The sequence below is a fragment of the Paenibacillus sp. Paensp38 genome (genome assembly GCF_059491915.1).
Window position 1 is genome coordinate 3,624,753 of record NZ_CP168516.1, and the last position, 14,343, is coordinate 3,639,095.

A 14,343-nucleotide genomic window follows, 5' to 3' on the forward strand; every position below is an offset into this window, starting at 1 on the left:
AAAAGGGCTCCCTCTCGGGAGCCCTTTAAATAGCGGTATTACAGGGTTTTGAGGCCCTAATTACATCATGCCGCCCATTCCACCCATGCCGCCCATGTCAGGCATTGCAGCCTTTTCTGGTTCTGGCTTGTCAGCGATAACCGCTTCAGTAGTCAGGAACATTGCCGCTACGGAAGCAGCGTTTTGCAATGCATAACGAGTTACTTTCGCAGGGTCCACGATACCAGCGTCGATCATGTTTACCCAGTCGCCAGTAGCTGCGTTAAAGCCTACGCCAACTTCTTCGCGTTTCAGACGCTCAACGATTACAGAGCCTTCTTCACCTGCGTTAGCAGCAATGGTACGGATTGGAGCTTCCAGAGCGCGCAACACGATGTTCACGCCTGTTTGCTCGTCGCCTTGCAGTTCAACAGCTGCAACTGCTTTGTATACGTTCAGGAGCGCTACACCACCACCGGATACGATACCTTCTTCAACCGCAGCACGGGTTGCGTTCAGGGCATCTTCGATGCGCAGTTTGCGTTCTTTCAATTCTGTTTCAGTAGCCGCACCGACTTTGATGACTGCTACACCGCCGGACAATTTAGCCAGACGCTCTTGCAGTTTCTCTTTGTCGAACTCGGAAGTGGTTTCTTCCAGTTGCGTACGGATTTGGCTAACACGAGCGTCGATGTCGGCTTTGTTTCCAGCACCGTCAACCACAATCGTATTTTCTTTTGTGATACGCACTTGACGTGCTGTACCCAGTTGGTCTACGGAAGCTGTTTTCAGGTCCAGACCCAGTTCTTCCGTGATCACTTGACCGCCTGTCAGGGCAGCGATATCTTGCAACATTGCTTTACGACGGTCACCAAAGCCTGGAGCTTTAACAGCTACAGCGTTGAATGTACCACGCAGTTTGTTAACAACCAGCATAGCCAGCGCTTCGCCTTCGATGTCTTCAGCGATCAGAACGAGTGGCTTGCCTTGTTGTACGATTTTTTCAAGCAATGGCAGGATTTCTTGTGTGTTTGTGATTTTTTTGTCTGTGATCAGGATATACGGATTGTCCAGTACAGCTTCCATTTTGTCCGTATCTGTAATCATGTACGGGGAAATGTAGCCACGGTCAAATTGCATACCTTCAACCACTTCCAGCTCTGTTGCAAACCCGCGGGATTCTTCAACCGTGATTACACCGTCTTTGCCCACTTTTTCCATAGCTTCAGCGATCAGTTCGCCTACTTCGTCATCAGCAGCGGAAATACCAGCTACTTGAGCAATGGATTGTTTGCTTTCGATTGGTTTGGAGATGGCTTGCAGTTCAGCAACAGCCGCTTTAACCGCTTTGTCGATCCCTTTACGGATACCGATTGGGCTTGCGCCAGCAGTTACGTTTTTCAGGCCTTCTGTGATGAGGGCTTGAGCCAAAACAGTAGCAGTAGTCGTACCATCACCAGCTACATCGTTCGTTTTGGTCGCTACTTCTTTAACCAGTTGAGCGCCCATGTTTTCGAACGCGTCTTCCAGCTCGATTTCTTTTGCAATCGTTACACCGTCATTAGTGATGAGCGGGCTACCGAATTTTTTCTCCAGTACAACGTTACGGCCTTTCGGTCCGAGTGTTACTTTAACAGCGTTAGCCAATGCGTCAACCCCGCGCAGCATAGAGCGACGAGCGTCTTCACTGAATTTAATATCTTTAGCCATTTGTGATAAACCTCCCTATGGATTATGAATGATTTGTTTCAATTCCTATATTCAGGTCTTGTCCGGGTTCCGGTTAACCGATGATCGCGTGAATATCGCTTTCTTTCATAATCAAATATTCTTTACCTTCATATTTGATTTCCGTTCCAGCGTATTTAGAGAAAATGACACGGTCGCCTTCTTTTACTTCCAGAGGAATACGGGCACCGTCTTTCAATGCGCCTGCGCCAACCGCGATAATTTTGCCTTCTTGCGGCTTTTCCTTGGCAGAGTCAGGAAGTACGATCCCGAAGGAAGTCGTTGTCTCTTGCTCAATTGCTTCCACCAATACGCGTTCACCCAAAGGTTTGATCATGAAAAAATAGCCTCCTTATTAAGTGTTTTATCCTGTAATTTGGTTGTTATGTTGTATGTATTAGCACTCGACAGTCGTCAGTGCTAACAACCAACTTTATGATACTCAACTTGGGATTGAATTTCAAGTCCCTAATGTATTTTTTATGGGAATTTTTATGGACAGCCCTTCCCGATTATATCCATCTATCTGAAAAATAACCGTTAACTCAAGGCTAATGGTTATTTTTCAGGGGACTAAGCCGCTACTGTTCATGCTCTGTACATAGTCATGATATACAAATGCTATTCATCATCTGCAAGTTGCCATGAAGCGCGACCCGAATAAATTATTTACTGAGCCATTCAAGTCCTGCCTTATTATTCTGAAGCTACACGCAATTGAGCCTCACGTTCCTCCTGTGCACGCAGTTGCTTGCGGTACACGACCGAAGACAAGTACACGCTCACTTCATATAACACCAGCAACGGAATCGCCACCAAAAAATCGGAAATAAAATCCGGCGGGGTAATGACAACCGCGACAAACACCAGCAGAAAATAAGAAATCTTCCGCCATTTGCGAAGCCGCATTGGTGTTAAAACATGAATCCCCGTCAGAAACATGATAAGCAGGGGGAGCTCAAACAGTAGCGCTACAGGCAGTACAATATTAAACATAAAGGTGAAATATTGTGCGATCCCGTACGTTTCCTGTAATCCCATACTTTTGGTGACAGACGATGTAAACTGAATCGCCATCGGGAAAATAATGAAATAAGCAAAAGCTGTCCCAATGATGAATAAAAGCAGCACATAAGGCACATACCGCAAAGTCGCACTTCGTTCTTGCGGCCTTAATCCCGGGCTGACAAATTTCCACAGTTGGTAGCATGCAAACGGTAGCGCCACCGCAATCCCGATGATCATGGCAATCTTCATGTAGATACCAATCCCGTCCCAAAAGGAAAACGCGTTTAACTGAAAAGCTTGCGCCGAACCGGAGCGAATAAGCCAGTCATAGACAGAACCCGCCGCAAACAGACCACCAGCCAGTGCCAATACAAATACAATTAGCACATAAATTATTCTGCGGCGAAGCTCACCCAGATGTTCCATTAACGGCATTTCATGCTCTGATGGGGTCAAATCCACTCCTCCTTTCTGAACGGAACGCAGCAGCGCCTCCTAAAAAATAAAGCCCTTCACTGAAGAAGAGGCTTTTGTATAGTACAAGATCAAGAATCGATCACTAAATCTATGACAAGCGTTTATCCTCAGGCTGAGGTTGAACTTCTGAAGACGTCGTTTGTGATGCTTTGACCACACTATCTTTGCTGTCTTTACGCTCAGTCCGTTCATCTTCTGATAAAATATCGCGTGCCCCGTTTTTAAACTCACGGAATGTACGCCCTACAGCTCGACCCAGCTCAGGCAGCTTGTTCGGACCAAATAGCAGCAGCGCCAGAATAATTAACAAAATATAACCCGGTGCTCCAATATTGGGCATGTGTAGTAATCCTCCTTATGTTGACGAACAAAATAAGAATCTTTGTCCGTATACGGCCTTATAAATTCTTATAGGTATCATACCACACACGATGTGCTGCCTTCTACCGGAACTGACCTGTCACCATAAGCAACGCTTCTGGAAGCTGGTCCATTATCGCTGCCAAATTTTCATGCACGCCTTTGGGCGTTCCTGGCAAATTGACGATCAGTGTACGTCCGCGTATTCCCACGATTCCACGGAATAGCATAGCCGCTGGATTTTTCTGCATCACGATCATTCTCATGGCCTCTGCCATACCCGGCACTTCCCGTTCCACAACCCGCCGAGTCGCCTCGGGTGTCACATCACGAATGGCCAGCTCAGTCCCGCCCGTAGTTAGTACCAGGTCTGCATGAAAATAATCGGTCATTTCGATTAAAGCAGCAATAATTTCATCCGGTTCATCGGGAACGATCCGGTATTCCACAATCTCTCCGCCCAGTTCTTCTTCGATGAGTTCCCGGATGACCTGTGCGCTTGTATCCTCACGCTCTCCCCTTGCCCCTTTATCACTGGCTGTTAGGATCGCCGTTTTCCACACCATAAGATCACCCTTCTCCTATCATGAAAGAATACTTTCTCTTCTGAAAATCAGAAACAGCCACGCTGCATCCTGCATCACATCACAGTACCCTCTCGGCGACAATGTTTATCTATGTCAAGGTTCCCGGTGGTCCTCCCGTTGAAAATCCCCATGCTTGCCACCTGTTTTGGATTGCAGCATGGTAGGGCCGATGATCATATCTTTTTGCAGCGCCTTGCACATATCATACACGGTTAACGCTGCGGCTGAAGCCGCTGTCAAAGCTTCCATTTCTACACCTGTCTTACCTTCGGTCTTCACTTCAACTTCAATATGAAGCACATCATGTCCATTATCGGAAAAAGTAATGTTCACGCCTGTCAGAGCCAGTGGATGACACATCGGTATCCAGTCTGACGTTTTTTTCGCGCCTTGAATCCCTGCGACCTGGGCCACAGCAAGAACATCACCCTTGCCGATTCTTCCTTCTTTTACAGCCGTCAATGTAGCCGGATTCATCGTAATCTGAGTCACGGCAACTGCTGTACGAACCGTAGACGTTTTACCCGAAATATCTACCATACGAGCACGTCCCTGTTCGTTAAAATGAGTAAAGGAATCCACGACTCCCTCACAGCTCCTTTCACATACCCAACTTTACTTCATTCATCATTTGTCAATTTTGCATAATCACAATCTAAGCGTCCATCCAGAGTAAACAGCACGTCCACTCGCAAATCCCTTGGCTCCATGGGCACCTGTGTCAGCAATTGTCCCGGCAGTAGCAGCGAGACATACAGCGGACCTACGTGGCTGTTGTTACGCTTCTCTGCCTCTACCTGTACGGTAAAGCGGTCATAATAGCCTCCGCCGTAGCCAATCCTGCCCCCACGACGATCAAAGGCCAGGCCAGGCACAACAACCCAGTCAATTCCCGTCCACATTTCAGGCGACCATTCCTTGCATGTCAAAGCAGGCTCAGGGATGTTCCAGATGCCGGGTACAATATCTCCGTTCTGATCCATCTCCCTCAGCTCCATCGTCCGAGTTACCGAATCCACTCTTGGAGCCAGGACACGATCTCCCTGTGACCAGCAATGCTCAATGAGGGGAGTCGTCGAAATCTCGCTGCCAAAAGAGAGATAACTAAATAAGGTTAGCTTATCTCCGTTTCTGTCTATTCTAAGCTGCTCCCATGCCTCGATTGCATGCCGACAGGCCACAGCCGATGCCTTCTGCCTTGTCAGCGGGTCCATGGAGTCACGCGCCTCCCGTTGCTGTAAACGCAGCGCGTTCTTCACATTACAGACATCCATCACATCCGCCCTCCCGCACAATCGTCGATAATCTTTAAAACGTTGCTATTGTCCCATTTGTCAGTAAGTGCTGTACGTTGCAAGTTTTTTTCATTCTTTTTCACTTCTCGCTTAAGTTTATCATTGTTTATACAAATTGACTACACGCGGCTCAAGGGTTTACAGGGTGAAAGCAGTGCAATAGTGGGTAATTTCATGTAAACTGGAAGGAAGGTACCTGCGAAAAAAGCAGGTAGAACTGTGCAAAATGTAATGGAGGAACGATACGCTATGCTATTGCAAGTAACCGGAATTACTAAATCTTATGGAATTGAGCCCGTTCTGGACGGGATTAACCTTCAAATATTGGAACGTGAACGTATTGGACTCGTAGGTGTGAACGGTGCAGGCAAATCGACCCTGCTCAAAATCATTGCTGGTGAAATATCCTATGACAGTGGACAAATTTTCAAGGCAAAGGAGACCAGCATCGGTTATCTGGCGCAAAACAGCGGCTTGAATTCTGACCGTTCTATCTGGGGGGAAATGATGCTGGTGTTCACTCCCCTGATTGAAGCGGAACGGGAACTGCGGCAAATGGAACAGGACATCGCTGACCTGGCCAATGCTCAAAACGAAAAACGCTACGCAGATCTGCTGGAACGCTATGCACGTCGTTCAGACTGGTTCAAGGATCACGGTGGTTATGAAATGGAGACGCGTATTCGCAGCGTGCTGCACGGCATGGGCTTTGGCTCATTTGCACCTGAAACGCCTGTAGCTACCTTGAGCGGAGGACAGAAAACTCGGCTTGCGCTAGCGCGCATCCTACTGCTCGCCCCAGATGTCCTCATGCTTGATGAGCCTACCAACTATCTGGATATTCAAACACTAACCTGGTTGGAGGACTATTTGCGCGGCTACTCCGGTTCTCTGCTGGTTGTATCACATGACCGTTATTTTCTGGACCGACTGGTAACGACGATTATTGAAATCGAACGCCATCGTTCTACCCGATATACAGGCAACTACAGCCGCTACATGGAGTTGAAAGCTGCCGAGTACGAAACGAATCTGAAGCATTACGAAAAGCAGCAAGGAGAAATTGCCCGTTTAGAAGCATTCGTACAACGTAATATTGTGCGGGCTTCTACGACCAAACGCGCTCAAAGTCGGCGCAAGCAGTTAGATAAAATGGAGCGTATGGATCGACCGATGGGAGACTTGAAAAAGGCTCATTTTTCCTTTGAAACAGCCCATATGTCAGGTAAGGAAGTACTGGAGGTCCGTGACCTCTCTGTGGGATATGAAGGGAAAAAGCCTTTATTCCAGCACGCATCGTTCGACTTAAAACGTGGAGATACCGTGGCACTGATTGGTCCGAACGGGATCGGAAAATCGACGTTGCTCAAATGTCTGACCGGATCACTTAAACCTGCTGCGGGCTCCATCCACTGGGGCACGAAAATCAAAATCGGTCTGTATGACCAGGAGCAGACGAACCTGAACCCTGCCAATACCGTACTGGAGGAGTTGTGGAGCGAGTATCCTCATATGGAAGAAGCACGTATTCGTACAGTGCTGGGTAATTTCCTGTTTAGCGGTGACGATGTACTAAAAAAAGTAGCTGCATTAAGCGGAGGGGAAAAAGCCCGCGTTTCTCTGGCCAAGCTCATGCTGCGCGAAGCCAACGTGTTAATTCTAGATGAGCCTACCAACCATCTGGATCTGTTTAGCAAGGAAGTGCTGGAAGCGGCTTTGATGGACTATGACGGTACACTGTTGTTCATTTCCCATGACCGTTATTTCCTGAACAAAATGGCGGAACGTGTCATCGAGCTTCATCCTGGAGGGATAGAACATTTCCTGGGGAATTATGATGACTATGTAGCCAAAAAGCAGGAATTGGAGGAAATTGCGCAGGAAGCTTTGGAGGCAAATCAGGCCGCACGCGGCAAAACATCGGCTGCCTCTGCATCCGTGACAGACGAGACCACATCCAAATCACGCGCAGCCACCTATGCTGCAGACAAACAAGCCAAAAGCGAGGAACGTAGCCGTCAACGCAAGCTGGAGGCATTGGAAAACCAGATCAAAACGCTGGAAGAACAAATTTTAGGGCTGGAGGAACAAATGACCCTACCTGAGATTTATCAGGATTACACAGCGCTTCAGAATATTCAGGCACAGCTCGACACCCGTAAACAGGAATTGACTGAAACCTATACCTCTTGGGAAGAGCTGTTAGAAGAATAAACACTACTGCATAAAATCTTAGCCTTAAAAATTTCACATTTTCCTCTTCTATATTTTTGTACACAAGATTATCCACAGCTTATGTGTATGAATGAGATTGAAAAATGGCCTTTTAGGCCATTTTTTTTATTGATAAAGAGCCATTTTCAAATGAAAACCAAATTTATCCACCCTTTTATCCACATTATCCACACATTTTACAAGAACTAAAGGTGTTACATATCCCCCAACTTGCTATCTCCAAAAAGTCTTAGCCTGCTTGCTTCGGGCTGGGTTATCCACATTCGAAACGGTATATGTGGATAACTTTGTTCACAACTTGACAAATCACATCATTATTCGGGCAATATCAAAATTCCAGATTTTTTTGATGGATTATGAAAAATCGTGAACCATTGTGACGAATAATGCGAGGGAATGAGATGCTGCCATTCTTTTGCTCAAACTCCTGTATTTTATCCTCTTGAATTTATATTTTTATGATCGTTATGGTGCGGAACAAAAAAGACACGGCTCAACTGTGCCATGTCTTGCTCATTCTTCTTCAATTAAGTTTGGACAGACCATTCTTCCAGAGACAGCCCTGGATCAGCCTTCATATCCAATGAGGTAAATTCCCCGCGCTTCCATTTGGCGTAGGCCGCAGCGCCGATCATCGCTGCATTATCTGTGCAATATTTCATTGATGGTACAAGCAGCTCGATTCCTTCGCGCTCACAGCGCTCCCGCAATGCTGTACGCAGTCCGCGATTAGCAGCCACACCGCCACAAAGCAGGAGCTGCTTCGCACCGTATTCACGCATGGCACGAATCGCCTTTTCCACCAGCACCTCGACGACCGACTCTTGAAAACCTCTTGCGATCGCTCCGACATGAACGGTTTCTCCGCGCATTTTCGTCTGGTTAATTACATTCAGCACCGCCGATTTCAAACCACTAAAGCTAAAGTCATAAGAATCTGGCTCCAGCCATGCACGCGGCAAAGTAACCACTTCCTCCGATTCATGAGCCACACGATCCACATGCGGACCGCCGGGATACGGAAATCCAATGGCTCTCGCTACTTTGTCGTAGGCTTCCCCAACCGCATCATCCCTTGTACGACCAATGAGTTGAAAATGACCTTCGGACTCCATCAGCACTAGCTCTGTATGTCCTCCTGACACAACGAGAGCAATGCACGGATATACGATATCATGCTCCAACTGATTGGCATAAATATGTCCCGCGATATGATGCGTCCCGATTAACGGCTTGCCGAATGCCAAAGCAGCACTCTTAGCGGCGACAATACCAACCAGCAATGCGCCAACCAGTCCTGGTCCTTGTGTCACGGCAACCGCCGAAATCTCACGAGGGGTAATTCCCGATGTTTGCATGGCCTCGTCCAGCATATAGGTGATGCTCTCTACATGTTTGCGTGAAGCCACCTCTGGTACAACACCACCAAAGGCTTTGTGTGTTTCAATCTGACTGGAAATCAGATTCGAGAGCACCTCTGTGCCATTTTTCACGACAGAAACAGCCGTTTCATCACAGCTCGTTTCCACTGCCAGTATATAGCAAGGCTCGCCGGAGGCGGAGCCTGTACCTGCTTTTTCCTCTTGCGTCATTGCTTCTGCACGCTTCCTTCCTGTTCACCGGATGCCCCATGCGCGGGAAGATCCGCCCACATGATCACGGCATCCTCGTTATTATCCGAATAATAGCCTTTGCGCACACCCGCGGGCTTAAAGCCTTTTTTCTCATACAAGCCCTGAGCGATCCGGTTCGTTACCCGCACCTCTAGCGTCATACGTTCCATCCCTAAATAAGAGGCGGTCTGCATCAGCTCATTCAACAGCTTGTCTCCAAGCTTGCGTCCGCGATAAGCCTCGCGAATCGCAATATTCGTAATATGGGCCTCATCCATAATCGTCCACATGCCTGCGTAACCAATGGCTTGTCCGTCTAGTTCCATAATCATATATTTAGCGAAATGATTCATCGTCAGCTCATTGCGGAATGCTTCCTCCGTCCACGGTAGCGTGAACGCTTCATGCTCAATCTCCAGCACATCGGGAATATCATCCAGTTGCATCAAGCGAAACTCAAGTTTCTCTTCCCGCTGTATGTTCTTTGCCATGTTGTTCACCGCTCTCTTCAGCGCTGACGAAGCAGATTGGCTTCCGCCTCCGCCAGCTGGGTATAATTAGGAACCAGCGTATGTAGCTCGTCATGTTCCTGACGAAGCAGCTTATCCGCCCCAAGGCGGCCAACCCATCTTCCTTCCAGCTCATAAGGTACAATATGAAGCTCGCTCCAAGCACGCAGACGCTCAGCTGTTTCGGCGTGAACCGTCGTTTCACCGACTAGCCAAATGACTGGAGGACGCTCTTCAGAGGGCAAAGCCTCCAGCCGTTGCAGCAGGTCATCGGTCCAAGCAGTCATTAAGCGAATTGCATCTGGCTCCAGCCGTTGCGGACTCTCGACGTCGTCAACTGTATTCACGGCGAACAGCCCCGTGTAAACCTGACCACGGCGCGCATCCAGCACAGGCACAATCCAGTCTGCTGCCTGCGCTCCGGACGAACCGTTATTCACAGACTCATTTTTATCTTCTTGTCCCTTCATCTCGATGCCGCGATTCCAACCACCCCACGCCAAAGCGTGCAAAGTCGATATGGACGTCACCGGGATACCCCAGGCCCAAGCGAGTGTTTTGGCTGCAGTCACCGCAATCCGGATACCGGTATAAGACCCCGGTCCAACACCAACTGCAATACCATCTACATCATCTCGTGTCAGCCCTTCTTCAGTCAGCAGTCGTTCCAGCTCGGTAATCACATGCACGGAGTGATTACGTTCGCCATAGACGTTGCTTTCTCCCAGCAATTCTCTTCCGTTCATCAGAGCGGCCGCCATCACGGTCGTCGCTGTATCTAACGTCAAAAACCGCTCACGCGGCTTTACATTCACATCTGTATGCTCTCTTTGCATGGTTCAAACTCCATTCTCCCGCAAACTGCGGCACCATTGTTCATAAGGCTCGCCGTACCCGGTCAGGTGAATCAAGCGCTCCCCCACATCCGTTGTTTCTATATACATATGAAGCCGCTGCTCCGGCAATATATCCGGTATAATACTACCCCATTCCACCAGACATACTCCTGTCCCGTAAAAATATTCGTCCAGCCCGAGATCCTCCGCCTCGTCCTGGGAAATCCGGTACACATCCATATGATACAAAGGCAATCGGCCCTCGTACTCCTTAATGAGAGTAAAGGTTGGACTATTTACGATACCCGGTACACCTAAATGGCTGGCAAAAGCCTTGGAAAAAGCAGTTTTGCCCGCTCCCAGATCTCCATCCAGCACAATCACCGTTCCGGGAACCGCTTTGGCTGCCAAAAAACCTGCCAATGACCCGGTCTGTGCCTCTGAGACAGAACGGAACGTAAACTGCTCCTGCGAAATTGTCATATATTTTAATCACCTTTCGTCCGAATCGGACCGTTCCAACTTGTTCTTTATTATATAGTTCACCTTATGTCGCCGCAAGGCATGAAGACATGCTATTGTAAGTTAGATGATACACACAGGGAGGGAACGAAACGATGGGACAAACCGTTTTACTCTTGATTGATGTTCAGCAGGCGATGTTCATGTATGATGAGAAGCTGTATCGCGAGCAGGAAGTTGTATCGCATTTGCAGCAGCTTTTGGACAAAGCCAGAGCTACAGGTACACCGGTGATTTTTGTACAGCATACCGATGAAGCGGATGAGGATTTCCGGGAAAACAGTGTAGGCTGGGCCATCGCCGATGTGGTGCGCCCTCTTCCTCATGAACGAATTGTCCGTAAATCATCCTGGGACAGCTTCTACCAAACCGAATTGGGCCATGTGCTGAAGGAACTGGGGGCCGATCAGCTCGTAATCGCGGGGATGCAGACCGAGTTTTGCCTCGACACGACTTGCCGAAGCGCCTATAGTCTGGGATACCAGAACAACGTGCTCGTATTGGATGCGCATAGTACATTTGATAGCAAGGTGCTGAGCAGTGAACAAATTGTAGCTCATCATAATGAGCTGCTTGGCAATCGTTTTGTGCGTTTACTCGCGACAGCAGATGTACATTTTTCGTGAGCTATTGATCCAATTCACAAGTTTTCACTATCTCGCAAAGACGTCATCATTTTTATTGGAATTCCAAATGTATTCAATTGGATTGGCAACCTGCCTAGCTTTTTCAAGACCAGATTGGTCAGAAACAAAGCCGCCTTCAGAAAATTCTGGAGGCTTTTTTTATTTTCCAGCTGAGTTAGATGATATTTGCGAGGAAAACTTTTTTACGTATGGATTGCAACTTTCATTTTTAACATAAAATTCAATTTATGATCATGATTTTCAGAAAAAACAAGAAAATAACAGAAAACGTTAGAATGGCCTAATTATTGTGGCCTATATGACCCTATAAACATCTGTACATAGATATATGTAAATATTTGGACATTGAGCAAAATCTGCATTAGAACTATGATAAAACTGGTTTTAATTTCCAATGGGAGAAGGCGATCGAACCGTCACATTTACTGTCTTAGGCACCATGATATGCCCGCATGCAAATATATCTTGCAATCGCTGCGTCTCGTAGGTTAAGAGCGGAAATTACCAATTGAAGTGCAATCATGGATGTATTGTGTTTTAACACAGCGAAAGGAATGTGAGTTTTTAATGAAAAAAGTAGCTTTAGTAAGCCCGTTAAGAACAGCGGTCGGCTCTTTTAACAAAACCCTTGCGCCTCTAAGCGCTTCCGAACTGGGAGCAACCGTGATGACAGCATGCCTTCAGCAAAGTAAATTAGAGCCTTCTTTGATTGATCAGATTTATTTGGGAAATGTTCTTCAGGCGGGCAATGGACAAAATCCTGCCAGACAGGCGGCATTAAAAGCCGGTATCCCTATTGATGTACCCGAAACAACGATAAACACGGTTTGCGGTTCTGGACTTCATGCCGTTGCTTTAGCTTACAATTCAATATTGGCTGAACAAGGCAACATCGTCTTGGCCGGAGGCATGGAGAGCATGTCGAATGCCCCTTACCTGCTAAGAAATGCAAGAAACGGCTACAAACTTGGTAACGGTGAGTTGGTAGACTCCCTGGTGGCCGACGGCCTTACATGCCCGATCAACCATTACCATATGGGAATTACCGCAGAAAATGTTGCCGATAAATATGGAATTTCAAGAATGGAGCAGGACGAATTTGCCTATCAAAGCCAGATAAAGGCCGTAGAAGCAAAAAACAAGAAGCTTTTTGAAGAGCAGATTGTTCCAGTCATGATCAAAAACAAAAAAGAAACTATTTCTTTCACAGAGGATGAACACATAAGAGGAAATACAACGAAAGAAAAACTTTCTCAATTAAAACCTGCGTTTAAGGAGAACGGAACGGTTACCGCCGGGAATGCTTCGGGAATCAATGATGGCGCGGCGGCCGTACTTGTGGTGTCGGAAGACAAATGCAAAGAACATGCATTAAAGCCATTGGCATATATCAAGGGTTATTCCCTTGTTGGCGTTGACCCTGCATATATGGGAATGGGGCCAGTGAAAGCCATTTCGACACTTCTGAAGCAGCAAGGTGTATCCATCGATGCCATTGATCTTTTTGAAATTAATGAAGCGTTTGCCTCACAAGCATTAGCGGTAGTGAAAGAGCTAGGGGTCAGTCTGGACAAAGTGAATGTCAATGGCGGCGCGATCGCGATCGGGCATCCTGTCGGGGCCAGCGGTGCTAGGATATTGGCTACGTTGGTTCATGAAATGGTGCGAAGATCTTCACGTTACGGCATCGCCTCGTTATGCATCGGAACAGGAATGGGCATAGCGATGCTGGTTGAAAATGCGCTCATTTAAAGTGCGTATTCAAGATGAATTTTAGAATATCTCTTAAAAGGAAGGGAGACCGTTATGAATCAAAAAGATGTACTTTCACTCCAATCCATGCCTGCGGCTAGCGGCAGCTACGGGCGCCCGCCATACCGATTCATCAACCGGGAATTTTTTATCATTACCTATGAGACCGATCCCGCTGCGATTAGACAGGCGGTCCCGGAACCTCTTCAGCCGGATGGAAGCAATACGGTTTCCTATGAATGGATCAAGATGCCCGATTCATCCGGGTTAGGAAGTTATGAGGAAAGCGGTATTGTCATTCCGTGTACTTTTCAAGGAGAACCCTGCAATTTTGTCGCCCAAATGTATTTGGATAACGCACCTGCTATTCTGGGGGGACGCGAAGTCTGGGGATTTCCGAAAAAATGGGCAAAGCCTCGCTTGATCGTTGAGGAGACGGAGACGCTGACGGGTACATTGCATTATAACAACGTCCTGGTGGCCACGGGAACTATGCCTTTCAAATATAACATTCTTGATGAAAAGGAAACGGCAAAAGCCATCGCAAAAACACAAGTTAATTTAAAGTTAATTCCTGATGTTGACGGTACCCCCAAAATCGCTCAGTTAGTAGCGTATAATCTTGAGAACATTACTGTAAAAGGAGCCTGGTCAGGGCCTGCCAGATTAAGCCTGATCCCCCATGTCAACGCTCCTGTGGCAGATTTGCCGGTTAAATCTTATATTGGCGGGAAACATTTTATTGCTGATTTAACGCTTCCATATGGAAGAGTCCTCTACGATTATCTTCAATAA

15 protein-coding genes are annotated in these 14,343 nt (G+C 47.4%); 4 read left to right on the forward strand and 11 right to left on the reverse strand.

Going from position 1 to position 14,343, the window contains the following annotated elements; all coding sequences use genetic code 11:
• Positions 1 to 60: 60 nt before the first annotated feature.
• The 7 genes from groL to ACEN8J_RS16005 form a co-directional block, all read right to left on the reverse strand.
• A complete protein-coding gene (groL, locus tag ACEN8J_RS15975) occupies positions 61 to 1,689 on the reverse strand; it encodes a chaperonin GroEL (RefSeq protein WP_013309215.1) in 1,629 nt (542 codons plus the stop codon).
• Between the two features lie 73 nt (positions 1,690 to 1,762).
• The gene (gene groES, locus ACEN8J_RS15980) at positions 1,763 to 2,044 is read right to left on the reverse strand and encodes a co-chaperone GroES (RefSeq protein ID WP_007429271.1); all 282 of its coding nucleotides are present in this window, start codon (positions 2,042 to 2,044) and stop codon (positions 1,763 to 1,765) included.
• 359 nt (positions 2,045 to 2,403) lie between these two features.
• Positions 2,404 to 3,171, reverse strand: a complete 768-nt coding sequence (gene tatC / locus ACEN8J_RS15985; protein ID WP_069011109.1) for a twin-arginine translocase subunit TatC — start codon at positions 3,169 to 3,171, stop codon at positions 2,404 to 2,406.
• Between the two features lie 109 nt (positions 3,172 to 3,280).
• Positions 3,281 to 3,532, reverse strand: coding sequence for a twin-arginine translocase TatA/TatE family subunit (locus ACEN8J_RS15990; protein WP_013309213.1), 252 nt, complete (start codon positions 3,530 to 3,532; stop codon positions 3,281 to 3,283).
• A 103-nt stretch (positions 3,533 to 3,635) separates the two neighbouring features.
• Positions 3,636 to 4,118: a MogA/MoaB family molybdenum cofactor biosynthesis protein gene (locus tag ACEN8J_RS15995; protein WP_013309212.1), complete on the reverse strand. Its 483-nt coding sequence runs from the start codon at positions 4,116 to 4,118 to the stop codon at positions 3,636 to 3,638.
• Positions 4,119 to 4,232: 114 nt separating this feature from the next.
• Complete coding sequence (gene moaC, locus ACEN8J_RS16000) at positions 4,233 to 4,721, reverse strand: cyclic pyranopterin monophosphate synthase MoaC (RefSeq protein WP_029516247.1); 489 nt, start codon at positions 4,719 to 4,721, stop codon at positions 4,233 to 4,235.
• 38 nt (positions 4,722 to 4,759) lie between these two features.
• A complete protein-coding gene (locus tag ACEN8J_RS16005) occupies positions 4,760 to 5,413 on the reverse strand; it encodes a 5-formyltetrahydrofolate cyclo-ligase (RefSeq protein WP_069011108.1) in 654 nt (217 codons plus the stop codon).
• Between the two features lie 270 nt (positions 5,414 to 5,683).
• On the opposite strand from ACEN8J_RS16005, the gene ACEN8J_RS16010 reads away from it, so the two are divergent.
• A complete protein-coding gene (locus ACEN8J_RS16010) occupies positions 5,684 to 7,648 on the forward strand; it encodes an ABC-F family ATP-binding cassette domain-containing protein (protein ID WP_495594552.1) in 1,965 nt (654 codons plus the stop codon).
• Between the two features lie 548 nt (positions 7,649 to 8,196).
• Here the strand turns inward: ACEN8J_RS16010 and tsaD are convergent.
• The 4 genes from tsaD to tsaE are packed head-to-tail and all read right to left on the reverse strand — an operon-like array spanning position 8,197 to position 11,110.
• On the reverse strand, positions 8,197 to 9,261 hold the full coding sequence (gene tsaD / locus ACEN8J_RS16015) for a tRNA (adenosine(37)-N6)-threonylcarbamoyltransferase complex transferase subunit TsaD (RefSeq protein ID WP_023987471.1): 1,065 nt from the start codon (positions 9,259 to 9,261) through the stop codon (positions 8,197 to 8,199).
• The gene (gene rimI / locus ACEN8J_RS16020; protein WP_029516243.1) at positions 9,258 to 9,773 is read right to left on the reverse strand and encodes a ribosomal protein S18-alanine N-acetyltransferase; all 516 of its coding nucleotides are present in this window, start codon (positions 9,771 to 9,773) and stop codon (positions 9,258 to 9,260) included. Before rimI ends, tsaD begins: the two co-directional genes overlap by 4 nt.
• A 17-nt stretch (positions 9,774 to 9,790) precedes the next feature.
• Complete coding sequence (tsaB, locus tag ACEN8J_RS16025) at positions 9,791 to 10,627, reverse strand: tRNA (adenosine(37)-N6)-threonylcarbamoyltransferase complex dimerization subunit type 1 TsaB (protein WP_495593707.1); 837 nt, start codon at positions 10,625 to 10,627, stop codon at positions 9,791 to 9,793.
• A gap of 3 nt (positions 10,628 to 10,630) precedes the next feature.
• Positions 10,631 to 11,110 carry a tRNA (adenosine(37)-N6)-threonylcarbamoyltransferase complex ATPase subunit type 1 TsaE gene (gene tsaE / locus ACEN8J_RS16030; RefSeq protein WP_029516241.1) on the reverse strand — a complete coding sequence of 160 codons (480 nt, stop codon included), beginning with the start codon at positions 11,108 to 11,110 and terminating at the stop codon, positions 10,631 to 10,633.
• Between the two features lie 134 nt (positions 11,111 to 11,244).
• Between tsaE and ACEN8J_RS16035 the strand changes: the two genes are divergently transcribed.
• The 3 genes from ACEN8J_RS16035 (at position 11,245) to ACEN8J_RS16045 (ending at position 14,343) form a co-directional block, all read left to right on the forward strand.
• Positions 11,245 to 11,775, forward strand: coding sequence for a cysteine hydrolase family protein (locus tag ACEN8J_RS16035; protein WP_029516240.1), 531 nt, complete (start codon positions 11,245 to 11,247; stop codon positions 11,773 to 11,775).
• A 588-nt stretch (positions 11,776 to 12,363) separates the two neighbouring features.
• Complete coding sequence (locus tag ACEN8J_RS16040; RefSeq protein ID WP_029516239.1) at positions 12,364 to 13,548, forward strand: acetyl-CoA C-acetyltransferase; 1,185 nt, start codon at positions 12,364 to 12,366, stop codon at positions 13,546 to 13,548.
• A 54-nt stretch (positions 13,549 to 13,602) separates the two neighbouring features.
• Positions 13,603 to 14,343 carry an acetoacetate decarboxylase gene (locus ACEN8J_RS16045; protein ID WP_039269579.1) on the forward strand — a complete coding sequence of 247 codons (741 nt, stop codon included), beginning with the start codon at positions 13,603 to 13,605 and terminating at the stop codon, positions 14,341 to 14,343.

Coding starts and splice junctions, on each gene's coding strand:
- ACEN8J_RS16035 (WP_029516240.1), top strand. CDS start 11,245: ATGGGACAAACCGTTTTACTCTTGATTGATGTTCAGCAGGCGATGTTC.
- ACEN8J_RS16040 (WP_029516239.1), top strand. CDS start 12,364: ATGAAAAAAGTAGCTTTAGTAAGCCCGTTAAGAACAGCGGTCGGCTCT.
- ACEN8J_RS16005 (WP_069011108.1), bottom strand. CDS start 5,413: ATGGATGTCTGTAATGTGAAGAACGCGCTGCGTTTACAGCAACGGGAG.
- ACEN8J_RS15990 (WP_013309213.1), bottom strand. CDS start 3,532: ATGCCCAATATTGGAGCACCGGGTTATATTTTGTTAATTATTCTGGCG.
- groL (WP_013309215.1), bottom strand. CDS start 1,689: ATGGCTAAAGATATTAAATTCAGTGAAGACGCTCGTCGCTCTATGCTG.
- groES (WP_007429271.1), bottom strand. CDS start 2,044: ATGATCAAACCTTTGGGTGAACGCGTATTGGTGGAAGCAATTGAGCAA.
- tsaE (WP_029516241.1), bottom strand. CDS start 11,110: ATGACAATTTCGCAGGAGCAGTTTACGTTCCGTTCTGTCTCAGAGGCA.
- rimI (WP_029516243.1), bottom strand. CDS start 9,773: ATGGCAAAGAACATACAGCGGGAAGAGAAACTTGAGTTTCGCTTGATG.
- ACEN8J_RS16010 (WP_495594552.1), top strand. CDS start 5,684: ATGCTATTGCAAGTAACCGGAATTACTAAATCTTATGGAATTGAGCCC.
- tsaD (WP_023987471.1), bottom strand. CDS start 9,261: ATGACGCAAGAGGAAAAAGCAGGTACAGGCTCCGCCTCCGGCGAGCCT.
- tsaB (WP_495593707.1), bottom strand. CDS start 10,627: ATGCAAAGAGAGCATACAGATGTGAATGTAAAGCCGCGTGAGCGGTTT.
- ACEN8J_RS15995 (WP_013309212.1), bottom strand. CDS start 4,118: ATGGTGTGGAAAACGGCGATCCTAACAGCCAGTGATAAAGGGGCAAGG.
- ACEN8J_RS16045 (WP_039269579.1), top strand. CDS start 13,603: ATGAATCAAAAAGATGTACTTTCACTCCAATCCATGCCTGCGGCTAGC.